This window comes from Pseudomonas sp. R4-39-08 (genome assembly GCF_003852275.1).
Lineage (GTDB): Bacteria > Pseudomonadota > Gammaproteobacteria > Pseudomonadales > Pseudomonadaceae > Aquipseudomonas.
In genome coordinates, this window is record NZ_CP027733.1 from 5,411,328 (window position 1) to 5,434,513 (window position 23,186).

18 protein-coding genes and 1 pseudogene are annotated in these 23,186 nt (G+C 62.0%); 9 read left to right on the forward strand and 10 right to left on the reverse strand.

Annotated elements, in window-relative coordinates; translation table 11 throughout:
• Window positions 1-141: 141 nt before the first annotated feature.
• From C4J88_RS25085 to pilM, 7 genes and pseudogenes are all read right to left on the reverse strand, one after another.
• On the reverse strand, window positions 142-1,707 hold the full coding sequence (locus C4J88_RS25085) for an SPOR domain-containing protein (protein ID WP_124408378.1): 1,566 nt from the start codon (window positions 1,705-1,707) through the stop codon (window positions 142-144).
• Between the two features lie 10 nt (window positions 1,708-1,717).
• Entirely contained in the window at window positions 1,718-2,818 is a 1,101-nt protein-coding gene (gene aroB / locus C4J88_RS25090; protein WP_124368632.1) for a 3-dehydroquinate synthase, read from the reverse strand.
• Between the two features lie 125 nt (window positions 2,819-2,943).
• The gene (gene aroK / locus C4J88_RS25095; protein WP_124368633.1) at window positions 2,944-3,462 is read right to left on the reverse strand and encodes a shikimate kinase AroK; all 519 of its coding nucleotides are present in this window, start codon (window positions 3,460-3,462) and stop codon (window positions 2,944-2,946) included.
• A gap of 4 nt (window positions 3,463-3,466) precedes the next feature.
• Window positions 3,467-4,720: pseudogene (locus C4J88_RS25100) on the reverse strand (type IV pilus secretin PilQ); the annotation flags it as partial.
• 141 nt (window positions 4,721-4,861) lie between these two features.
• Window positions 4,862-5,830, reverse strand: a complete 969-nt coding sequence (locus C4J88_RS25105; protein WP_124408379.1) for a pilus assembly protein PilP — start codon at window positions 5,828-5,830, stop codon at window positions 4,862-4,864.
• Window positions 5,827-6,378, reverse strand: a complete 552-nt coding sequence (locus C4J88_RS25110) for a PilN domain-containing protein (RefSeq protein WP_124408380.1) — start codon at window positions 6,376-6,378, stop codon at window positions 5,827-5,829. The genes C4J88_RS25105 and C4J88_RS25110 overlap by 4 nt, the downstream gene beginning before the upstream one ends.
• The gene (gene pilM / locus C4J88_RS25115) at window positions 6,375-7,031 is read right to left on the reverse strand and encodes a type IV pilus assembly protein PilM (protein ID WP_164487735.1); all 657 of its coding nucleotides are present in this window, start codon (window positions 7,029-7,031) and stop codon (window positions 6,375-6,377) included. The genes C4J88_RS25110 and pilM overlap by 4 nt, the downstream gene beginning before the upstream one ends.
• A gap of 220 nt (window positions 7,032-7,251) precedes the next feature.
• Here pilM and C4J88_RS25120 point away from each other — a divergent pair, with 220 nt between their 5' ends.
• Complete coding sequence (locus tag C4J88_RS25120) at window positions 7,252-9,714, forward strand: penicillin-binding protein 1A (RefSeq protein ID WP_372238029.1); 2,463 nt, start codon at window positions 7,252-7,254, stop codon at window positions 9,712-9,714.
• Window positions 9,715-9,913: 199 nt separating this feature from the next.
• Here the strand turns inward: C4J88_RS25120 and C4J88_RS25125 are convergent, their stop codons facing one another.
• From C4J88_RS25125 to rpmE, 3 genes are all read right to left on the reverse strand, one after another.
• Complete coding sequence (locus C4J88_RS25125) at window positions 9,914-11,182, reverse strand: malic enzyme-like NAD(P)-binding protein (RefSeq protein ID WP_124364741.1); 1,269 nt, start codon at window positions 11,180-11,182, stop codon at window positions 9,914-9,916.
• Window positions 11,183-11,362: 180 nt separating this feature from the next.
• On the reverse strand, window positions 11,363-12,169 hold the full coding sequence (locus tag C4J88_RS25130) for a thermonuclease family protein (protein WP_124408383.1): 807 nt from the start codon (window positions 12,167-12,169) through the stop codon (window positions 11,363-11,365).
• 14 nt (window positions 12,170-12,183) lie between these two features.
• Complete coding sequence (gene rpmE / locus C4J88_RS25135) at window positions 12,184-12,417, reverse strand: 50S ribosomal protein L31 (protein WP_005784030.1); 234 nt, start codon at window positions 12,415-12,417, stop codon at window positions 12,184-12,186.
• 251 nt (window positions 12,418-12,668) lie between these two features.
• Here rpmE and C4J88_RS25140 point away from each other — a divergent pair, with 251 nt between their 5' ends.
• The 8 genes from C4J88_RS25140 to phaZ all read left to right on the forward strand — a co-directional run bounded on the left by C4J88_RS25140 (window position 12,669) and on the right by phaZ (window position 23,143).
• Window positions 12,669-14,888, forward strand: coding sequence for a primosomal protein N' (locus tag C4J88_RS25140; RefSeq protein WP_124408384.1), 2,220 nt, complete (start codon window positions 12,669-12,671; stop codon window positions 14,886-14,888).
• Between the two features lie 235 nt (window positions 14,889-15,123).
• Window positions 15,124-16,860, forward strand: a complete 1,737-nt coding sequence (argS, locus tag C4J88_RS25145; protein ID WP_124408385.1) for an arginine--tRNA ligase — start codon at window positions 15,124-15,126, stop codon at window positions 16,858-16,860.
• 1 nt (window position 16,861) lies between these two features.
• Window positions 16,862-17,563, forward strand: a complete 702-nt coding sequence (locus tag C4J88_RS25150; RefSeq protein WP_124368642.1) for an SPOR domain-containing protein — start codon at window positions 16,862-16,864, stop codon at window positions 17,561-17,563.
• A 224-nt stretch (window positions 17,564-17,787) separates the two neighbouring features.
• On the forward strand, window positions 17,788-18,318 hold the full coding sequence (hslV, locus tag C4J88_RS25155) for an ATP-dependent protease subunit HslV (RefSeq protein ID WP_124368643.1): 531 nt from the start codon (window positions 17,788-17,790) through the stop codon (window positions 18,316-18,318).
• A gap of 37 nt (window positions 18,319-18,355) precedes the next feature.
• Entirely contained in the window at window positions 18,356-19,693 is a 1,338-nt protein-coding gene (hslU, locus tag C4J88_RS25160; protein WP_124364746.1) for an ATP-dependent protease ATPase subunit HslU, read from the forward strand.
• A gap of 149 nt (window positions 19,694-19,842) precedes the next feature.
• Window positions 19,843-20,220, forward strand: coding sequence for a gamma-butyrobetaine hydroxylase-like domain-containing protein (locus tag C4J88_RS25165; protein WP_124368644.1), 378 nt, complete (start codon window positions 19,843-19,845; stop codon window positions 20,218-20,220).
• Between the two features lie 248 nt (window positions 20,221-20,468).
• Complete coding sequence (phaC, locus tag C4J88_RS25170) at window positions 20,469-22,148, forward strand: class II poly(R)-hydroxyalkanoic acid synthase (RefSeq protein ID WP_124408386.1); 1,680 nt, start codon at window positions 20,469-20,471, stop codon at window positions 22,146-22,148.
• 149 nt (window positions 22,149-22,297) lie between these two features.
• Entirely contained in the window at window positions 22,298-23,143 is an 846-nt protein-coding gene (gene phaZ / locus C4J88_RS25175; protein WP_124368646.1) for a poly(3-hydroxyalkanoate) depolymerase, read from the forward strand.
• Window positions 23,144-23,186 lie beyond the last annotated feature (43 nt).

Here is a 23,186-nt window from a genome sequence, read left to right on the forward strand (position 1 = left end):
TCAAAACTTTTTTAATTCTGACCGCTACGACTCAAAAGCTACCGTGACGCAGACACCACAAAGCGCGCGGCCTTCAGGGCTGCACGCTGTTGTAGTTTTTTGAGGTGCCGGGAGGGCGGCCTGGGTAAGGCCGCCGGATCTTCAGCGAGTTGTTGCCAGTTCTTGTTGAACGCTGGCAACAGTGCGAGGCCAAGGTTTACCAGCCTGAACCTTCGCTGGCAAGGCCTTGATGGCGGAATCGGCTGCGGCGCGGCTTGGGAAGCTGCCGTAGGTGATCACATACAGCGGCTTGCCGTTGAGCACTTTCTTGAAATAACGGTACTGGCCGCCCTGCTCTTTGACGAACGCCTGGGCGTTGGCCTCGGAGCTGGTGCCGAGTATCTGCACCACGAAGTTGCCGGTGGGCTGGCTGCTGTACCAGCTGCTGCCGGCAGCGCCGGCCTTGGCAACGGTGGCCGCCGGTTTTTCCGCAGGCTTGGCCGCTGGAGCAGGCGTTGGCGCGGGCTTGGTCACCGGCGCAGGCTTGGCTGTGGCAATCGTCGGCGCCGGGGTCGGCTTGGCAGCTGGCGCAACCGGTGCAACCGGCGTCGCTGGCGTACCGGCAGGCACGCCCGCAGGTGGCGCGGTGGTGGTCACGGTTGGCGGTGTCGCGCTGGAGCCTTCCACCGGCACGCCGTCGTCGCCTTCAGAGATGCCACCGGCTTCTTCGGCCAACGGGCCGCGCATCACAGGTTGGCCGACCATCGGCAGGTTGGTCGGCTGGCCGGAATTGGCGAATTCGACGTTCGGCGTGGGCTTGCCCAGTGGCAACTGCGCCTGTTCGGTTGGCGCGCCAGCGGTTGCCGGCGCCTTGCTGCGGCCCGGGATCAACCAGGCGGCGGCAACAGCGACCACGACAACGGCAGAAATAGCCAATACGTGCTTCTTAGGCATAGTGAACCCCATCTTTGGACGCTTGACCGCAGAGCGGCTGGCAATCATGGCTTCGATCATTGCATCGCGGGCAACCTGATTGATGTTGCCAGGCCAGCCATCGGAGCTTTCGTGAATATCAGAGATCTGCGCAGCGGAGAAAAGTTCGATACCCGCCCCCGCGCCCTCGAGGCGCTGAGCCAGGTATTCGCGGGTCTCTTCTTCTTCGTATGGCTGCAATTCGATGACATGGAACAGCTCTTGTTCACCGCTGATCTGCTCCAGATCGGCGATCAGCGACGACTCACCAAACAGGAACACATGGGGACGCCCTTCCGGGGTACCCGCCGCCAGCGCCAACAGGGCTTCCAGGGCAGATTCGTCGAGCTGCTCGGCGTCATCCACCAACAGATAGACTTCCTGGCCGGTCAGGCCCAGTTGCACCACCTGCTTGAGAATCGCATTCGGCTCAGGGTTGGCTACGTCCAACGCCTGCGCCACCTGGCGCAACACGCCGGCCGCGTCACCGGCACCACGGGCCGAGACGACGACGCTCTGCACCGATTGCTTGTTGGTGCTGGCAACCAGCGCCTGGCGCAGCAAGGTCTTGCCGCTGCCCAACGGCCCCGTCACCACCAGCAGCAACTGGCTGTAGCGCGCGAGATGGTGCAATTGCCCCAGTACCGGCTTGCGCTGGGCAGGGAAGAATTTGAAGCCAGGCACCCGAGGCGCGAAAGGGTCGTGGCTCAGGTGGTAGTGGCCGAGGAACGCCTCGTCGGCATGCAAACTAGTCATCGGGATCTTATTAACCTTTAAGCTGGGCCAGGGCGCGGTAATCCGCTCCCAGCGTGGCCTGTAAAATCTCTTTCGGATAATCGTCGGTCACCACCGCTTCGCCCATGTGGCGCAACAGCACCAGTCGCAGTCGACCGTCGATCACTTTCTTGTCTATCGCCATGTGTTCCAGGAAATCCGCCTCGGTCATTTCAGACGGCGGAATCACCGGCAAACCGGCGCGCTGGAACAGACGGATACCGCGATCACGCTCCTGGACGCTGATCCAGCCCAGGCGCTGCGACATCTCCAATGCCATCACGGTGCCAGCCGCTACGGCTTCCCCATGCAGCCACACACCATAGCCCATGTGCGTTTCGATCGCATGGCCGAAGGTGTGGCCCAGGTTCAGGGTAGCCCGTACACCGGACTCCCGTTCGTCGGCATTCACCACCAACGCCTTGGCCGCACAGGAGCGGGAAATCGCTTCGGTGAGTGCCACCTGGTCGAGGGCGCGCAAGGCATCCATGTGCTCTTCCAGCCAGGTCAGGAAGGGCTCGTCGCAGATCAGCCCGTACTTGATGACTTCCGCCAGGCCCGCCGACAGCTCGCGGGGTGGCAGGGTGTTGAGGGTCGCGGTGTCGATCAGCACGGCCTGCGGCTGATAGAACGCGCCGACCATGTTCTTGCCCAGCGGATGGTTGATACCGGTCTTGCCGCCCACCGACGAATCGACCTGGGACAGCAGCGTGGTCGGCACCTGGATAAAGTCCACGCCACGCTGGTAGCAGGCGGCCGCGAAGCCGGCCATGTCGCCGATCACACCGCCGCCCAGGGCGACCACGGTGGTACGGCGGTCATGCCGTGCGCTCAGCAGGCCATCGAAAATCAGTTGCAGGGTTTCCCAGTTCTTGTGGGCTTCGCCGTCGGGCAGGATCACCGAGATCACCGAGTACGCCGCCAGGCTGCGGCTCAGACGCTCAAGATACAGCGGCGCCACCGTTTCGTTGGAGATGATCGCCACTTGCCGACCGGCAATATGCGGTGCGAGCAGCTCGGGCTGGTCCAGCAGACCTTCGCCAATATGGATCGGGTAGCTGCGCTCGCCTAGATCGACCTTAAGTGTCTGCATGTGTCCCCGCGTTGAAGATATTTTGACGACCGGTAACGCCTGGATCAGACGCTGCCTGATGGCTCTACGCCACACCCCGCGAGGTCATGGCGCGCCGCCGAGAATAGCGCATTTGCGGCCAGGCTTTAACGGGGTGGTAGCCGTTGCAGGCGCTCAAGAATGTCGAGCACCACCATTCGCGGCGGCCGTTCATCGGTTTGCACCACCAGATCGGCGATTTCCCGATACAGCGGATCGCGCAGCGCCAGCAGGTCTCGCAGGGTTTTTTCCGGGTTGGCCGTGCGCAGCAACGGGCGATTGCGATCACGGGCGGTGCGGCCCACCTGCTGCTCCACCGAGGCATGCAGGTAAACCACGCGACCACCGGCGTGCAGGGCGCGGCGATTTTCATCGCGCATCACCGCGCCACCGCCGGTGGCCAATACCACGCCATCGCAGCCGCACAGTTCGGCAATCATTGCCTGCTCGCGGTCGCGAAAGCCCAGCTCGCCTTCCTTATCGAAGATCCATGGGATATTGGCACCCGTGCGCAATTCAATTTCCTTATCGGAATCTTTGAATGGCAGGCGCAGCTCTTTGGCCAGCAAACGGCCGATGGTGCTTTTTCCAGCCCCCATCGGCCCTACAAGAATCAAATTTCGCACAGAATCAACGACTCACAGCAATCGCCTGGTTATTCATGATACGCGGAGTCAGGAATACCAGCAGCTCGGATTTTTTCTCCGCCCGCACATCGCGCCGGAAAAGGCGGCCAAGATACGGCACATCGCCTAAAAATGGCACTTTATCTACCACTTTGCTTTGGGTATTGGAGAAAACCCCGCCGATGACAATGGTCTCGCCATCCTTGACCAGGACCTTGGCATTGACCTCGTTTTTCTTGATCGGCGGAACGTCGTTGAGTTTGTTCAGATAGTCGGGCTCGTCCTTGGTGACCTTGACCACCATGATCACATGATCGTCGGGGGTGATTTGCGGCGTGACCTCCAACGACAGCGAGGCTTCCTTGAACGACACCGAGGTTGCGCCCTGGGACGTGGATTCCTGGTAGGGGATCTCGGTGCCCTTGAGGATGCGCGCGGTTTCCTTGTCCGAGGTGACCACCTTGGGCTGTGAGACGATTTCGCCGTTGCCGGACTTTTCCATGGCGGTCAGCTCAAGGTCCAGCAGCAGGTTGTCGGTGATAAAGGCCAGTCCCAGGCCCGAGGTGCCGGTCAGCGAACCCAGGTCCACGAAGGGTGAGCTGGGCGGGTTCTCTGGTGGCTGCGCGCCGTCCGCCTGGGGCTTGGGGATACCGCCGGCGCTCCAATTGCCGCGATTGAGCCGCCCACCCCAGCGTGCGCCCAGGCCTTTGTCGTAATCGACATTGGCCTCGACGATGCGCGCCTCGATCATCACTTGGCGCACCGGCACGTCCAACTGCGCCACGATCCGCCGCAGTTCTTCCAGCCGCTCTCCAGTCTGGTAGGCGATGATATTGTTGGTGCGGTCGTCGACCGCCACCGAGCCGCGCTCGTCGGTCGCGCCTTCAAAGCCGGTCACTGACTGGAACAGCTTGGCCAGGTCCGCTGCCTTGGCATAATTGACCTGCAGCAGCTCCCGGCGTAACGGTGCCAGCTCAGCCATCTGCTTGCGCGCCTCCAGCGTCAGCAGTTCGCGAGCGGCCAATTCGTCAGCCGGCGCCACCAGCAATACGCCGGCCTTCACCCGTTTGTCCAACCCCTTGGCTTGCAGCACCAGGTCCAGCGCCTGGTCCCAGGGCACCTCCTTGAGCCGCAGGGTGATCGAACCTTGTACCTCGTCACCGGCCACCAGGTTAAGGCCTGCAACATCGGCGATTTGCTGCAGCGCTGCGCGCAAATCGATGTTCTGGAAATTGAGATTCAGCTTGTCGCCGGTGTAGCCGACCGAAGATGCGCTTTCGGGCGGCGGCAATTGGATCAGGTCGAGGCGATTGGGTACAGCAGCGGCCTTCGGCGCCGTGAACGCTATCCATAGCGCCACACCGAAGCACGAGAAAATCCTTTTCATGGTTTGATTCCGTTATGAGTTGACGTTCAGTACCAGGGTTCGCGGGCGCTCCAGCCAGAGGCCCTGTTCATCGGGAAAGCGCTCGATCAGCTCGACATGACTGTCCTGGATGGACATGACCTGACCATGATCGGGCCCGAGGTAGTCACCGACCGCCAGCCGGTGCACTGTCGGTCCGGCACGCAATAGCGCGTAGGTCCGTCCACCGCCCGACAGCGTACCGACCATGGCGAACTGCTCGATTGCGATGCCCTCGAGCGGCCCGCGAGGCCGAGTGAGGTCTGGAGCAAGGGCCGCTCGCCCAGGCGTGTGCTCCGCTTGCAAGGCGGGGCGTTGAAACGGGTCGCGCAGGGATGATGAGTCATAAACAAAGCGCGGAGCCGGGACGACCGCCTGGGCGCTGCCGCCTGGGGACGCACTTCGATAAGCCTTGGCCAGCAGGTCAAGACGTAACAATGCCCCTTCAGGCCGCACCGCCACGTCATGCACCGTGACGATGCGCTGCAATCCGCCCAGGGCGCTGACGAACGCGGCCAAGTCGTGATAGGCCCCGGTAGCGGCAATCTTCAAGGGCTGCTCGACATGGAACGGCAGCGACGCCTCATCCAGTACCGCGACGCCCTCGATCCAGACGCCTTTGGCAACCGCCAGCCGGGCGATGTCTTCCAGCAAGCCCGGCACTGCGGACTCACCGGGCAACTGCCCCTGAAGGCCCGCGACAGTCTCTTCCATCCCCCTGACTTGTTCGGTGTACGCCTCAAGCTCGGCGGCCAAGCCGGTTTTTTCTTCGAGCTGCGCTTGCAGCGCCTGTTCCCGCGCCTCGAGGCCGTGCAGTCGCTCCCGCGAGGCCCCCAGGTAAACCCCCTCTCCAAGCAACAGCACCAGACCGGCCAGCGCACAGCCAAGCAGGGCCTTCCCAGGCCAGGGCCATTTTGCAGCGTTGTAGGAGAGCGCGGAAAAATCGAGCCTGGGCAGGCTCATGGTTGCGCCTCGATGGTTTCCCCCTGACGCACCATCAGCTGAAACTCGTGATCGCCGCGCTCGCCCTCTGCGCGCACCCGCTCGAGCCGCGCGGAGTGGCCGCCCTGTGACGCCTCCAACCGACGCATCAACTGGGCGATATCCTGATTGCTGTCGGCACTGCCACGGATGCTGATCGTATCGCCACTCGCGACCACTTCATGCAGATGAACGCCATCGGGCATTGCACGAGCCAACTGATCGAACAGCCGAGCACCGGAAGAGCGCGCATCGTGCAGGTCCTGCACGACCTTCATGCGCTGCGCCAATTGCTGGCTTCGCTCCTGCAGGTCGTCGATGGTCTTGATGCGTGAGTCCTGCACGGCGACATCCCCGTTCAGGCGCACATTGCGGGTGACCTGCCGGTCTATCGCCCGGTCTATCACCTGATCAGCCAACCACACCGCCGCGAGCGCCAGGCAGGCAAATACCAGCAACAGTGCCAGGAAATATTTGCGGCGCCGCTCCGCCAGTGCTCGGCGCCAGGGCAAAAGATTGATTCGTGTCATCCAGCGAAACTCCTCAGGGCTAACCCGCAAGCCACTCCCATCCCCTGGGCATCGACGGCCCATTGTGCGCCATCGACTCGATGACCCGGCGTGAAGCTGGCAAAATCCTGACGGCAAGCGCGCTCCAATGCAAACGCTTCGACATCCACTACCTGTGTCACCAGCCCGGCCAGGGCCAGGGCCGCCTCGCGGGCCTCGACCTGCTCACGCAGGCACGCCACCAGCAACACCTCGACCCGCCCCGCCTCCTGGGGCGACGGCCCGCGCACCTGAAAATCGATGGCGACCTCGTCCAGAGGATAAGGAATGTACTGGTCGGCCTCCATCTGTATCTGCCAGGCCATCTCTTCGTCGCCCAGGTCCGTGTCCATTTCGATCACCCGCGTAATGACCGAAGGGCCCGCCACCGCGACGGCCGCGTGCCTGGTGCCACTGTGCAAGCGGGATAATGCCTGGTGCAGCGCCCGCCCTACGCCGTTGAGGTCAAGCAATGTGCCATCGACCACCGCATGTGCAGGCAATACCTGCGTGACATACCCCTGAATGCTGAAACCCTGCGCCGAACGGCCCAGCTCGACCAGCTTGATACCCTGGTCATTGATGTCGACGCCGAGGACGACGTCGAGTTTTCGCCTGAAAAATCCCTTTCCCATAAAACTCCCTAAAGCTTTGCCTGTCTTACCGCCTGATTGCCGCCGGGCAGCGTGCATTCGGTCGACTTGTTTGAGCCGCGCGAATGACGCCCGAAGGCGAAAATGCTTTAATGCCCAGCGTTTTTTCCCGCTTTTTATCTGCTGCCCGGGTCGATCCATTGTTTGCCATGCATGCCCCGACGCGTAACTCTTTCATTTCTCTGGAAATCCAAAAGCCTTGATTCGTCTGCTGAAGTTTTTCGGGTACTCCATTGTCGCGATCGTCTGCGGGCTGCTGCTCGTACTCAGCGGGGCCTACCTCTACCTTAGTCCGGGTTTGCCGTCCGTAGAGGCTCTCAGAAGTATCCAGTTGCAGATTCCTTTGCGGGTCTACAGCAGCGATGAAAAACTGATCGCGGAGTTCGGCGAAATGCGCCGCACCCCGATCCGTTTCGCCGACATTCCACCCAATTTCATCAGCGCGTTGCTGTCGGCTGAAGACGATAATTTCGCCAACCACTACGGCGTCGACCCCAGTAGCCTGGTACGCGCAGCCACGCAGTTGGTAAAAAGCGGACACATTCAATCGGGGGGCAGCACCATCACCATGCAGGTGGCGAAGAACTTCTTCCTCACCAGCGAGCGCAGTTTTTCGCGCAAGGCCACCGAGATCCTGCTGGCGCTGCAGATCGAACGTCAGCTGACCAAGGATGAAATTCTCGAGCTGTACGTCAACAAGATTTACCTGGGCAACCGCGCCTACGGCATCGAGGCGGCTTCCCAGGTGTACTACGGCAAGTCGATTCGTGATGCCAGCCTGGCGCAGATGGCGATGATTGCCGGCCTGCCCAAGGCGCCGTCGCGCTTCAACCCCTTGGCCAACCCGGCGCGCAGCAAGGAGCGGCGCGACTGGATCCTGGGGCGCATGTACAAGCTCGGCAAGATCGACCAGGCCGCCTACGAAAGCGCGGTGGCCGAACCGTTGAACGCCAGCTATCACGTGCCGACGCCGGAAGTGAATGCGCCGTATATCGCCGAAATGGCGCGTGCCGAGATGGTCGGCCGGTATGGCAGCGAGGCCTACACCGAAGGTTTCCGTGTCACTACCACCGTTCCAAGCAACTTGCAGGAAATTGCCAACCATTCGCTGCACGAAGGCCTGATCACCTATGACCAGCGCCACGGCTACCGCGGCCCTGAATCGCGCCTGCCGGGCAAGACCCTGAGCGCCTGGACCACCGAACTGGGCAAACAGCGCTCCATCAGTGGCCTGGAGCCGGCCATCGTCACCCAGGTGAAGAAAGACGGCGTGCAAGTGCTGACCCGCACCGGCGAAGCGCATGTGGCGTGGGACAGCATGAAATGGGCGCGCCCGTTCCTGAATACCAACAGCATGGGCCCGATGCCCAAGCAGCCGTCCGACGTGGCGCAGGTGGGTGATTTGATCCGCGTGCAGCGCCAGGCGGATGACAGCCTTAAATTCAGCCAGGTCCCGGTCGCCCAAGGCGCCCTGGTGTCACTTGACCCGCAAAACGGTGCGATCCGCTCCCTGGTCGGCGGCTTCGCCTTCGAGCAGAGCAACTACAACCGCGCCACCCAGGCCAAGCGCCAGCCGGGCTCGAGCTTCAAGCCATTCGTCTACAGTGCCGCGCTGGATAACGGCTATACCGCCGCCAGCCTGGTCAACGACGCGCCGATCGTGTTTGTCGATGAGTACCTGGACAAAGTCTGGCGCCCAAAGAACGACACCAACACCTTCCTCGGCCCGATCCGCATTCGCGAGGCGTTGTACAAGTCGCGCAACCTGGTGTCGATCCGCCTGCTGCAGGCAATGGGCGTGGGCAAGACCATCGACTACATGACCCGATTTGGCTTCGCCAAGTCTGACCTGCCGCCGAACCTGTCCCTGGCCCTGGGTACCGCCACTCTCACGCCGATGGAAATCGCCACTGGCTGGAGCACTTTTGCCAACGGCGGTTACAAAATCTCGCCGTACCTGATCGACAAGATCGAAAGCCGCAATGGCGACACTCTGTTCACTGCCAACCCGCCACGGGTGCCCGGCGATGTGGTCAATGGTGTGGCGGCGACCGATGGTCTTGCCGCACCGAGCAACGGCGGCATCACCATCGAGCCGACCCCAGGCGCGACGCCTGCCGCAAACACCCCCGCGCCGGCCGAGCCGCAAGCACCGGCAGTGGCTGAGCGCATCGTGGACGGCCGCACCACCTATATCCTCAACAGCATCCTGCAAGACGTGATCAAGAAGGGTACCGGCCGGCGCGCATTGGCCCTCGGCCGCGCGGACATCGCCGGCAAGACCGGTACCACCAACGAATCCAAGGATGCCTGGTTCTCCGGCTACAACGGCGACTATGTGACCACCGTATGGACCGGTTACGACCAGCCGGAAAGCCTGGGCCGTCGCGAATTCGGCGGTACAGTCGCGCTACCGATCTGGATGAGTTACATGGGCGCGGCACTGAAAGACAAGCCACTGCACACCCAGCCGGAACCGGAAGGCATCCTCAGCCTGCGCATCGACCCGGTAAGCGGCCGCGCAGCCTCGCCGAGCACGCCGAACGCCTACTTCGAACTGTTCAAGAGCGAAGACACGCCACCGTCGGTCAACGAACTGGGCAACGGGGTTGCACCGGGCAGCCCGCTGCCGGCAGATGAAGGTGCGCCGATCGATCTGTTCTGATGACGTTCGTTCCCACGCTCCGCGTGGGAACGCCGCTTTGGACGCTCTGCGTCCAGGGTGCGCGCACGGCTTTGTGGTCAAGCACATGTGACGCGGAGCGTCACGGGGTGCATTCCCACGCGGAGCGTGGGAACGATCAGCCACAAAAAAGCCCCGACTCGCGAGAGCCGGGGCTTTTTTGTTGGTGCGCTACAACGGCTTAGCCGTTGAACACATCATCCACGCTTTTGAGCGGGTAGTTCTTCGGATACGGCAGGGTTGCTACACCGGTCTCGATGGCAGCCTTGGCCACGGCATCGGAGATCAGGGTGATCAGGCGCTTATCCATTGGTTTGGGAATGATGTACTCACGCCCGAATTCCAGCTTGGCGCCACCGTAGGCGTCGCATACATCCTGCGGCACCGGCAGCTTGGCCAGTTCACGCAGGGCGTTGGCGGCCGCTACCTTCATCTCTTCGTTGATGCGCTTGGCGCGAACGTCCAGGGCACCACGGAAGATGAACGGGAAGCCCAACACGTTGTTGACCTGGTTCGGGTAGTCCGAACGGCCGGTGGCCATGATCACGTCGCTGCGGGTGGCGTGCGCCAGTTCCGGGGAGATTTCCGGGTCCGGGTTGGAGCAGGCGAACACGATCGGGTTCGGCGCCATCGACTTCAGGCCTTCGGCGCTCAGCAGGTTCGGGCCGGACAGGCCGACGAACACGTCGGCACCGTCGAGGGCATCCGCCAGGGTGCGCTTGGAGGACGGGTGGGCGAACATTGCCTTGTACTGGTTCAGGTCGGTACGCTCGGACTGGATCACGCCCTTGCTGTCGACCATGTAGATGTTTTCCAGCTTGGCGCCCATGCTGATGATCAGCTTCATGCAGGAAATGGCCGCAGCACCGGCGCCCAGGCAGACGATTTTCGCCTCGCTCAGGGTTTTGCCGGCGATTTCCAGGGCATTGATCATGCCGGCCGCAGTAACGATCGCGGTGCCGTGCTGGTCATCGTGGAATACCGGGATGTCGCACTGTTCGATCAGGGCCTTTTCGATCTCGAAGCACTCGGGTGCCTTGATGTCTTCCAGGTTGATGCCACCGAAGGTGATGGAAATGCGCTTGACGGTGTCGATGAAGGCCTGCGGGCTTTCAGAGTCGACTTCGATGTCGAAAACGTCAATGCCGGCAAAGCGCTTGAACAGCACGCCCTTACCTTCCATGACCGGCTTGGAAGCCAGTGGGCCGAGGTTACCCAGGCCCAGGATCGCGGTGCCATCAGAAATCACTGCAACCAGGTTGCCCTTGCCGGTGTACTTGTACGCCAGCTCGGGGTCGCGGGCGATTTCACGTACGGGCTCGGCAACGCCAGGGCTGTAGGCCAGCGACAGGTCGCGGGCGGTGGCAGTGGCTTTGGTGAGCTCTACACTCAGCTTTCCTGGACGAGGATTGGCATGATATTCGAGAGCGGCAGTTTTCAAATCAGACATATCGGCATTCCGCTTTTACTGTTGGTCGACGGACCGCCGAGGATACGCGTGTCGTAAAGCCCCTACAAGACTGGTCGGTCACAGGTGTCAAGGCCCCGCGATGGCGTACTTTAGTCTAAAGCCACGGGATACAAGGGCTTGACTGTTCACAATCGACTTAAAAAATGTCTACAATTTTTATCATTGCGTCAATTTGAGCATGCTGGGGTCGGTGATCGGCAGCAGCCAACGTGCCTGGTCATTTTTGTGCCCACCCCGCCGAGAGCGATCCTGCACCCAGCCACGCGCCTCGATTGTCTTGCCTTGCAGACCACCGAGCATGGCAGTGTCGAATTGATGGGCCAGATCGGGCGCAACGCGTAATACCAGTGAACCCTGCAATTCGATCCAGATTCCGCCGCGATTGCGTTCGATCTTGCTGACCCGGCCACTGACCAGAGCGAAGCCGGACTGCTTGAGCCGGGCCGCCCCTTGCACTGGCGATTGCCGCCACAAGCCCAGCCCTGCCTGCCGCGCCGTGTGCTCGGCCGCCTGCTGACAGGCAACGAGGTCGACGTTGGGCGCGACACCCACCTGAAAACCCAGGCCCTCGGCCAGTAATTGGGCTTCCAGGTTCTTGCCGTCGGCGCTGTAAAGGTGCGCCAGGGTTCGCCCATAGCGATCCTTGGCCTCGCGACCCGGCACCAGGCCGACTCGTCCTCCACTGGCGCTCACCAAGGCTTGCAAGCGCTGGCGGGCGGCGATGGCAAAGGGCTCGTCAGCGCGGCCCTTCTTGCCGGTTTCCGGGGCGTTGAGGCCGATCATCCGCACGCTGCGGCCATCCTTGAGGCGCACGGTGTCGCCGTCCACCACGCGCTGTACTTCTACACGCGCCACGGAGGCCGGCGCCGGGCAAAACACCTGGGCCTGGGCCGCGCCGAACCAAATCCCAGGCACAAAAAAGGCGCCCACAAGGGACGCCTTTTTCAACAGCTGGCAAAAGCCCATAAGGCCTTTGAGCCTTACTCTGCTGGAGTAGCAGCAGGCTTCTTGCCGAAAGCACCAAAGCGATCTGCGAAGCGCTGTACACGGCCGCCGGTGTCCAGAGTTTTCTGCTTACCGGTGTAGAACGGGTGGCACTCGTTGCATACGTCAGTACCCAGTGGCTTGCACAGGTTCGAACGAGTCTCGAACTTGTTGCCGCAGCTGCAGGTGACTTCGATGGTTTCGTACGCTGGATGGATATCGGCTTTCATGGCACTTCCTCGGGCTAGCGTGCCGCCACTCGACACTATTGTCGAATACCGCACGTAATTAGGCCGCGAATTCTAACAGACCTTTTCAATCGCGCAAGCGGCGGTGACTGCCGAGCACGCCCTTTCATCAGAAAATCCCGGCGCCTGCGCAAGTCTCTCCTTCCTGCAGCAGAGACGGGACACCTCCACCGTCGGTCTGCTAGGCTCCCGCCCCTGCGCCACCGCCTGCCTTTATAGATGAGACTTCTCGCGTGCCCGACGCCATTTTGCGCCTAGCCCTTCCCTCGCCCCTGCGCCGCCTGTTCGATTATCGGGCCCCGGCCGGCGTGCCGCGTGCGCAGCTGGAGCCAGGCATGCGCGTGCGCGTGCCGTTCGGGCGCAGGGAGATGATCGGCATCCTGGTGGAAGTCGCCGACCACAGCGAAGTGCCCGCCGAAAAACTCAAGCCGGCCGTCGCCATCCTCGACGCCACACCGCCGCTGCCGCCCGCGCTGTTCAAGTTGTGCCTGTGGACCGCACAGTATTACCAGCACAGCCTGGGCGATACCTTGAGCTGGGCGCTGCCGGTGCTGCTGCGCCAGGGCGAACTGGCCGAAGCGCGCCAGGAGCGATTCTGGTCGATGACGCCCGGCGCCCGCCTGGATGACCCGCGCATCGCCCGCGCCCCGCGCCAGCGTGAAGCCCTGGCCACCCTGGCCCAGCACCCGCATGGCGTCGCCCATCAGCTCTTGAGCAAGCTGATGCTGAGCAAAGACAGCCTCGACCTGTTGCTCGCCAAAGGCCTGGTGCAGGTGGAAATCCGCAAGCATGCCCCCGACCCGCGCCACGAACACTGGCTGGCGCAACCGGAGCTGCCGCTGAACCCCGAACAACGCGCCGCCTATGAAGCGATCCGCGCCGGGTTCGACAGCTTCCACGCGTTCCTGCTGGCCGGCGTTACCGGCAGCGGCAAGACCGAAGTCTATTTGCAGTTGATCCGCGAAACCCTGCAAGCCGGTAAACAGGCGCTGGTGCTGATCCCCGAGATCAACCTCGGCCCGCAAACCCTGGCGCGTTTCGAACAGCGTTTCAACGCCCGCATCGCCCTGGTGCACTCGGCGGTCAACGACCGTGAGCGCCTGGAGTCGTGGCTGGCGGCGCGGGACGGCGAAGCCGACATCATCATCGGCACCCGCTCGGCGCTGTTTACCCCGATGAAAAATCCGGGGCTGATCATCATCGATGAAGAACACGACGGTTCCTATAAACAGCAGGAAGGCCTGCGTTACCACGCCCGCGACCTGGCGCTGGTACGCGCACGCCAGGAAGACATCCCGATTGTGCTCGGCTCGGCCACGCCTTCCCTGGAAAGCCTGCATAACGCCTACACCGGCCGGTATGGCCTGCTACGCCTGAATGAGCGCGCAGGTGGCGCCAAGCAACCGCGTTTCCTGCGCCTGGATGTAAAAAGCCGTCCGCTGGACAGCGGTATTTCCGGCCCGATGCAGCAAGCCATCGGCCAGACCCTCGCCGCCGGCCAGCAAGTGTTGGTGTTCCTCAATCGCCGTGGCTTTGCGCCGACGCTGTTGTGCCATGACTGTGGCTGGATGTCCGAATGCGAACGCTGCGATGCACGCATGACCGTGCACCAGCGCTACGGTGAACTGCGCTGCCATCACTGCGGCCATGTCGAGCCGGTGCCGCGCCACTGCCCGCAATGCGGCAAGGTCGACCTGCGCCCGGTCGGCGCGGGCACCGAGCGCGCCGAAGAGCGCCTGGGCATTCTGTTCCCGGATTACCCGGTGCTGCGGGTGGACCGCGACAGCACCTCGCGCAAAGACGCGATGAACCAATTGTTCGCCACCATCCAGAAAGGCCAGCCGTGCATTCTGGTTGGCACGCAAATGCTCGCCAAAGGGCATCACTTCCCACGGGTGACCCTGGTGTCGATCCTGGATGCCGACGGTGGTTTATTCTCCGGCGACTTCCGCGCCAGCGAGCGCATGGCGCAGTTGATCGTGCAGGTCGCCGGCCGCGCCGGGCGCGCCGAAGAACCGGGCCGGGTGATTATCCAGACACACCTGGCCGACCACCCGCTGCTGATTCAACTGACCGAGCAAGGTTACTTTGCCTTCGCCGAGCAGGCATTGAGCGAACGCCGCGCAGCCGGGCTACCGCCGTTTTCGCACCTGGCATTGCTGCGCGCCGAGGCGCATAAACCGGGCCAGGCCGAAGGCTTTCTCGACGAAGCCTGCAGCGCCGCCGAACGTTTGCTCGCCGAACTGGGTCTGAGCGGCATCGAACTGCTCGGCCCGGTGCCGGCACCGATGGAGCGCCGCGCCGGGCGCTATCGGGCGCAGTTACTCTTGCAGGCAACGTCCCGTGCACCGCTGCATCGGCTATTAAGTAGCTGGTTGCTTGCCCTGGAGCAAATGCCCAGCGGCCGGCAAGTGCGATGGTCGCTGGATGTAGACCCGGTAGATTTGTATTAAGCCGTCCCCTGTAGGAGCGCGCTTGCTCGCGAAAAACGTTAACGATAACGCGGTATCCTGATTTCACGCAGCGCCCTCGGTTTTTTCGCGAGCGAGCTCGCTCCTACAGGGGCACAACGCCCTTAAACAGCTCCACAGGTCTGGAACGGTTGGCAAGCCCGCCCTCGCCACGGATAATGCCCAGTTTTTCCACCTGCGCATCGCGCGCCGCCGCTTGCGGTCGAAAGAGAACACCATGAAAGACACCATTCGCCAGCTGATCCAGCAAGCCCTCACCCAACTCGTCAACGAAGGTGTGTTGCCTGAAGGCCTGTCGCCGGCGATCCAAGTGGAGAACACTCGCGACAAGACCCACGGCGACTTCGCCAGCAACATCGCGATGATGCTGTCCAAACCCGCGGGCATGAAGCCGCGCGACCTGGCGGAAAAAATCATCGCGGCGCTGCCGGCCGACGCCAGTGTCACCAAGGCCGAAATCGCCGGCCCAGGCTTTATCAACTTCTTCCAGAACACCCAGGCCCTGGCGTCGCGCCTGGATGCCGCCCTGGCCGATGCCAGCATCGGCGCACGCAAAGCCGGCGCCAGCCAGCGCGTGGTCATCGACCTGTCGGCACCGAACCTGGCCAAGGAAATGCACGTTGGCCACCTGCGCTCGACCATCATTGGCGACGGCGTGGCGCGGGTACTGGAGTTTCTCGGCGACACCGTGATCCGCCAGAACCACGTAGGCGACTGGGGCACCCAGTTCGGCATGCTGATGGCGTACCTGCAGGAAAACCCGATCACCAGCAACGAACTGGCCGACCTGGAAAACTTCTACCGCGCCGCCAAGAAGCGCTTCGACGAATCCGCAGAGTTCGCCGACCGCGCGCGCAGCCTGGTGGTCAAGCTGCAAGCGGGCGACAAGGAATGCCTGGAACTGTGGGGTCGTTTCCGCGATATCTCGCTGTCCCACTGCCAGGAAATCTACGAACTGCTCAACGTCAAGCTGACCATGGCCGACGTGATGGGCGAAAGCGCCTACAACGATGACCTGATCAACGTGGTCAACGACCTCAAGGCCGCAGGCCTGCTGGTCGAGAGCAACGGCGCGCAGTGCGTGTTCCTTGAAGAATTCAAGACCGCCGAGGGCGAACCGCTGCCGGTGATCATCGTCAAGGCCGATGGCGGCTATCTCTATGCCACCACCGACCTGGCCGCCGTTCGCTACCGCAGCGGCGTGCTCAAGGCCGACCGCGCGCTGTATTTCGTCGACCAGCGTCAGGCCCTGCATTTCCAGCAGGTGTTCGAAGTGGCGCGCCGCGCCGGCTTCGTCACTCACCCGATGCACATGGAACACATGGGCTTCGGCACTATGAACGGCGCCGATGGCCGCCCGTTCAAGACCCGTGACGGCGGCACCGTGAAGCTGATCGACCTGCTGACCGAAGCCCAGGAACGCGCCTACAGCCTGGTGAAGGAAAAGAACCCTGAGCTGTCCGAGGCCGACCTGCGCAACATCGCCCGCGTGGTAGGCATTGGCGCGGTGAAATACGCCGACCTGTCCAAGCATCGCACCAGCGACTACAGCTTCAACTTCGACCTGATGCTCAACTTCGAAGGCAATACCGCACCGTACCTGCTGTACGCCTACACCCGCGTGGCCGGTGTGTTCCGCAAACTGGGCAAGGACTTCAGCGAAGTCCAAGGCCAGATCGTGCTGGACGCGCCCCAGGAGCAGGAACTGGCCGCCAAGCTCGCGCAGTTCGGCGAAGTGCTCAACAGCGTCGGCGAGAAAGGTACGCCGCATATCCTCTGCACCTACCTGTACGAAGTGGCCGGCCTGTTCTCCAGCTTCTACGAGAACTGCCCGATCCTCAGCGCCGACGATGAAGCCCAGAAGCACAGTCGCCTGCGCCTCGCCGCACTGGCTGGACGGACCCTCAAGCAAGGCCTGGAGCTGTTGGGCCTGGAAACTCTGGAGCGCATGTAAGTTGGCCGCCAAGAAAAAACCTGCACCCAAGCGCGGCGCCAGCCGCTACCAGGCCCCGGCCAAGCAGCCGATTCCGGGCTGGCTGTGGATGGCCATCGGCCTCACGGTCGGCGCATTCGTGGTATTTCTGATGAAGCTGGAGCCCGGCCAGGGCGATGACGTCAAGCGCGTCAAACAGGAGCAGCAGAAAGCCACGAAGATCGCCGAGGCCAACAAGACCGCGCCGAGCCCGACGGCACCAGTGAAGCCCAAGTACGACTTCTACACACTGCTGCCGGAATCGGAAGTGATCGTGCCGCCCGACGCCGTGCCGGAGAAAACCCTGCCGACGCCGCAAGTGCCGACCACGCCGGTGACGCCTGCGGAAGCGGCGAAAATCGACACGGCGCGCGCCCAGGCGGCATTGGCAGGTATCACCCCGCCGCCGGCACCTCCAGTGGCAGAGACCAAGGCCGCACCGGTGACCAAGTTCTTCCTGCAAGCGGGCTCATTCCCGAAACAGGCGGATGCCGATCGTGTGCGAGCGCAGATCATTCTGTTGGGTCAGGCGGTGACGGTGGAATCCGGCACGGTGAAGGACGCGACCTGGTATCGCGTGCTGGTAGGCCCGTTCAGCAACCGCGAGCAGTTGACCGTGGCGCAGAAACAATTGGCCGGCGCAGGGTTTAGCAACCTGTTGTTACAACAGCGCCAGAGCCGCTGATCATCCCTCATGATCGTTCCCACGCTCCGCGTGGGAATGCAGCCGTGACGCTCCGCGTCACAAGAGAAGACGCAGAGCGTCAATTGCGGCATTACCACGCAGAGCGTGGGAACGATCAGTCCACCACTCGTCCGCGCTGCCGTCCTACGGTTGAAATCCCCTCCACCACCCCCATATCAGTTTCCATCAGGGCATTTTCGCCCCGCTGCGTGGAGACTCTCCCCTTGACCACCATCGTTTCAGTACGTCGCCACGGCAAAGTCGTCATGGGCGGCGACGGCCAGGTTTCCCTGGGTAATACCGTGATGAAAGGCAACGCCAAGAAAGTGCGTCGCCTGTACCACGGCCAGGTGCTCGCCGGGTTCGCAGGCGCGACCGCCGACGCCTTCACCCTGTTCGAGCGTTTCGAAGGCCAGCTTGAAAAGCACCAGGGCCACCTGGTGCGTGCCGCCGTCGAACTCGCCAAGGAATGGCGCACCGACCGCTCCCTCAGCCGTCTTGAAGCCATGCTGGCGGTCGCCAACAAAGACGCGTCCTTGATCATCACCGGCAACGGCGATGTGGTTGAACCTGAACACGGCCTGATCGCCATGGGTTCGGGCGGCGGCTATGCACAAGCCGCGGCCAGCGCGCTGTTGAAAAAAACCGATCTGTCGGCCCGTGAAATCGTCGAGACCGCGCTGGGTATCGCCGCCGATATTTGCGTGTTCACCAACCACAATCAGACCATTGAGGAGCAGGACCTCGCCGAGTAAGCCGTAGGCTTATTCCCGCTTGAGGCCGCCAAACACTATGTCCATGACTCCCCGCGAAATCGTCCATGAACTCAATCGCCATATCATCGGCCAGGACGATGCCAAGCGCGCCGTTGCCATTGCGCTGCGTAACCGCTGGCGCCGGATGCAACTGCCCGAAGAGTTGCGCGTTGAAGTAACGCCAAAGAATATCCTGATGATCGGCCCGACCGGTGTTGGTAAAACCGAGATCGCCCGGCGTCTGGCCAAGTTGGCCAATGCGCCGTTCATCAAGGTCGAAGCCACCAAGTTCACCGAAGTGGGCTATGTGGGCCGCGACGTCGAATCGATCATTCGCGACCTGGCCGACGCCGCCTTGAAAATGCTGCGCGAGCAGGAAGTGACCAAGGTCAGCCACCGCGCCGAAGATGCCGCCGAAGAACGCATCCTCGATGCCTTGCTGCCACCGGCACGCATGGGTTTCAACGAAGACGCCGCGCCGTCGTCGGACTCCAACACCCGTCAGCTGTTTCGCAAGCGCCTGCGTGAAGGCCAGCTGGACGACAAGGAAATCGAGATCGAAGTGGCCGAGGTGTCCGGCGTCGATATTTCCGCGCCACCTGGCATGGAAGAAATGACCAGTCAGTTGCAGAACCTGTTCGCCAATATGGGCAAGGGCAAGAAGAAAAGCCGCAAGCTCAAGGTGAAGGAAGCGCTGAAACTGGTGCGCGACGAAGAAGCCGGGCGCCTGGTGAATGAAGAAGAACTCAAGGCCAAGGCCCTGGAAGCGGTCGAGCAACACGGCATTGTGTTTATCGATGAGATCGACAAAGTCGCCAAGCGCGGCAACTCCGGTGGTGTCGATGTGTCTCGCGAAGGCGTACAGCGCGACCTGTTGCCGCTGATCGAAGGCTGCACGGTGAACACCAAGCTGGGCATGGTCAAGACCGACCACATCCTGTTTATCGCCTCCGGTGCGTTCCACCTGAGCAAGCCAAGCGACCTGGTGCCGGAGCTGCAAGGTCGCCTGCCGATCCGCGTGGAACTCAAGGCGCTCACTCCGGGCGACTTCGAGCGCATCCTCAGCGAGCCGCATGCGTCGTTGACCGAGCAGTACCGTGAGCTGCTGAAAACCGAGGGCCTGGGGATCGAATTCCAGGCCGACGGTATCAAGCGCCTGGCGGAGATTGCCTGGCAGGTCAACGAGAAGACCGAGAATATCGGTGCCCGTCGTCTGCACACGCTGCTTGAGCGCCTGCTTGAAGAAGTGTCGTTCAGCGCCGGGGACATGGCAGGTTTGCAGAATGGCGTGGCGATCAAGATCGACGCGGATTACGTCAACAGCCACCTGGGCGAATTGGCGCAGAACGAAGACTTGTCGCGGTATATCCTGTAAGCCTCACACAGAACTGCTTTGCTTCAAATGTGGGAGGGGGCTTGCCCCCGATTGCAGTGGGTCAGCTACAGATAAGCTGACTGATCCACCGCTATCGGGAGCAAGCCCCCTCCCACATTGTTAAGCCGGTTTATTCAGGAGTACCTCATATGGCCAAGTTTCCTACTGCTGTAAACCTGCACAAAACCTCCAACACCCTCGGCCTCACCTACGGCCCCGACGAGGTTTACCAGTTACCCGCCGAATTCCTGCGCGTGCACTCACCCTCCGCCGAGGTCCAGGGCCACGGCAAGCCCATCCTGCAATTCGGCAAGCTCAACGTTAAGTTGATCAAGCTGGAACCGGCCGGCCAGTACGCACTGAAATTGACCTTCGACGACGGCCATGACAGCGGGCTGTTCACCTGGGACTACCTGTATCAACTGGCCGTGCGTCAGGACGCGCTGTGGGCGGATTACCTGGCCGAACTGAAAGCTGCCGGAAAAACCCGCGACCCGAGTCAGTCGGTCGTGCGCCTGATGCTCTAGCCCAGGCTTCTTGCTCTTTAGAGGGCATTTTCTAATTTCATCTGCTTGAATGCCCTGTCTGGCGGCCAACGATTGGCCCGCTTGCGAAAAAAATTAAACTCGGGTAACCAATGGAACTGGCAAGTTCCCTGCATTTGACGATGCGGTATCAACGGTCACCCGAGTCGCAGTACCAGGCTGGTGTCGTGTATCGAAATGGGTGCGCAGCAATCGCCGGTACTCGTCTTTCGGACAATGGAGCGTCGTAGATGAGTAACAAGAATAACGATGACTTGAAACGCCAGGCCTCGGAAAACACCCTGGGGTTGAACCCGATCATCGCGTTACGCAAAAAGGATCTATTGGCCTCGGCGAAGATGGTGCTGACCCAAGCCATCAAGCAACCGTTACACAGCGTCAAACATGTCGCCCATTTTGGGGTGGAGCTCAAGAACGTGATGTTCGGCAAATCGGCGCTGGTGCCGGAAAGCGACGACCGCCGCTTCCACGACCCGGCCTGGAGCCAGAACCCGCTCTACAAGCGCTACCTGCAGACTTACCTGGCGTGGCGCAAGGAACTGCACGACTGGATCGGCGACAGCAATCTGTCGGAACAGGACATCAGCCGTGGCCACTTCGTGATCAACCTGATGACCGAAGCCATGGCCCCCACCAACAGCGCAGCCAACCCGGCGGCGGTCAAACGCTTCTTTGAAACCGGTGGCAAAAGCCTGCTCGACGGCCTGTCCCACCTGGCAAAGGACATGGTGCACAACGGCGGCATGCCGAGCCAGGTCAACATGGGCGCCTTCGAAGTGGGCAAGACGCTCGGCATCACCGACGGCGCAGTGGTATTTCGCAATGATGTGCTGGAACTGATCCAGTACAAGCCGACCACCGAGCAGGTGCACGAACGCCCGCTGCTGGTGGTGCCGCCGCAGATCAACAAATTCTATGTATTCGACCTGAGCCCGGAGAAGAGCCTGGCGCGTTTCTGCCTGCGCAATGGGCAGCAGACCTTTATCGTCAGTTGGCGCAACCCGACCAAGGCCCAGCGCGAATGGGGCCTGTCGACCTATATCGAGGCGCTCAAGGAAGCGGTGGATGTGATCAGGGCGATTACCGGCAGCGAGGACGTGAACATGCTGGGCGCCTGCTCCGGCGGCATCACCTGCACCGCGCTGCTGGGCCACTACGCGGCGCTGGGCGAGAAGAAGGTCAACGCCCTGACCCTGCTGGTGAGTGTGCTGGACACCACGCTGGACACCCAGGTGGCGCTGTTCGTCGATGAACAGACGCTGGAAGCGGCAAAGCGCCATTCCTATCAGGCCGGCGTGCTTGAAGGCCGCGACATGGCCAAGGTATTCGCGTGGATGCGGCCCAACGACTTGATCTGGAACTACTGGGTCAACAATTACCTGCTCGGCAACGAGCCGCCGGTGTTCGACATTCTGTTCTGGAACAATGACACCACGCGCCTGCCGGCCGCCTTCCATGGCGACCTGATCGAGCTGTTCAAGAACAACCCGCTGGTGCGCGCCAACGCCCTGGAAGTGTGCGGTACGCCCATCGACCTCAAGCAAGTCACGGCCGATATCTATTCACTGGCCGGCACCAATGACCACATCACGCCCTGGCAGTCCTGCTACAAGTCGGCGCAATTGTTTGGCGGCAAGGTGGAGTTCGTGCTGTCCAGCAGCGGGCATATCCAGAGCATCCTCAACCCGCCGGGCAACCCCAAGTCGCGCTACCAGACCAGCGAGGGGTTGGCGGGTACAGCGTTGGAGTGGCAGGAAAACGCGACCAAGCATACTGATTCGTGGTGGCTGCACTGGCAGGTGTGGCAGGCGGAGCGGGCGGGCAAGTTGAAAAAAGCGCCTACGACATTAGGCAGTAAGACCTATGCTGCCGCCGAAGCGGCGCCAGGCACCTATGTACATGAGCGGTAGATTGGAATGAGATCCAAATGTGGGAGGGGGCTTGCTCCCGATAGAGATGGATCAGTGTCAGGTGTGCTGACTGACACACCGCCATCGGGAGCAAGCCCCCTCCCACATTTTGACCCCATTTCTCCTGTAATACTTCACAGGGCTTGAGCATGCCGCAACCGTTCATCTTCCGCACTATCGACCTGGATGGCCAAGCCATCCGCACGGCGGTACGACCGGGCAAGCCGCACTTGACGCCGCTGCTGATCTTCAACGGCATCGGCGCCAACCTGGAGTTGGTGTTTCCGTTCGTGCAGGCCCTGGACCCGGACCTGGAGGTGATCGCCTTCGACGTGCCGGGCGTGGGCGGTTCCTCCACGCCCAACCGGCCCTATCGCTTCCCCGGCTTGGCCAAGCTGACGGCGCGCATGCTCGATTACCTGGACTATGGCCAGGTGAACGCGGTGGGCGTGTCGTGGGGCGGAGCGCTGGCGCAGCAATTTGCCTATGACTACCCGGAACGTTGCAAAAAACTGATCCTGGCGGCCACGGCGGCGGGCGCGGTGATGGTGCCGGGCAAGCCGAAAGTGTTGTGGCTGATGGCCAGCCCCAGGCGTTATATCCAGCCGTCCCATGTGGTGCGTATTGCGCCGATGATTTATGGCGGCTCGTTTCGCCGCGACGCCAAGCTGGCCGCCGAACATGCCAGCAAAGTGCGCTCGGCCGGCAAGCTGGGCTACTACTGGCAACTGTTCGCCGGGCTGGGCTGGACCAGCATTCACTGGCTGCACAAGATCCGCCAGCCCACCCTGGTATTGGCCGGGGACGACGACCCGCTGATCCCGCTGATCAACATGCGCCTGCTCGCCTGGCGCATCCCCAATGCGCAGTTGCACATCATCGATGACGGCCATTTATTCCTGATCACCCGGGCGGAAGCCGTGGCGCCGATCATCATGAAGTTTCTCGAGGAGGAGCGCCTGCGCGCCGTGATACATCCGCGCCCGGCGGTGTGAAGGATCGCACCACCGCGCAACTTGCCAGGAACCGACTATGGTT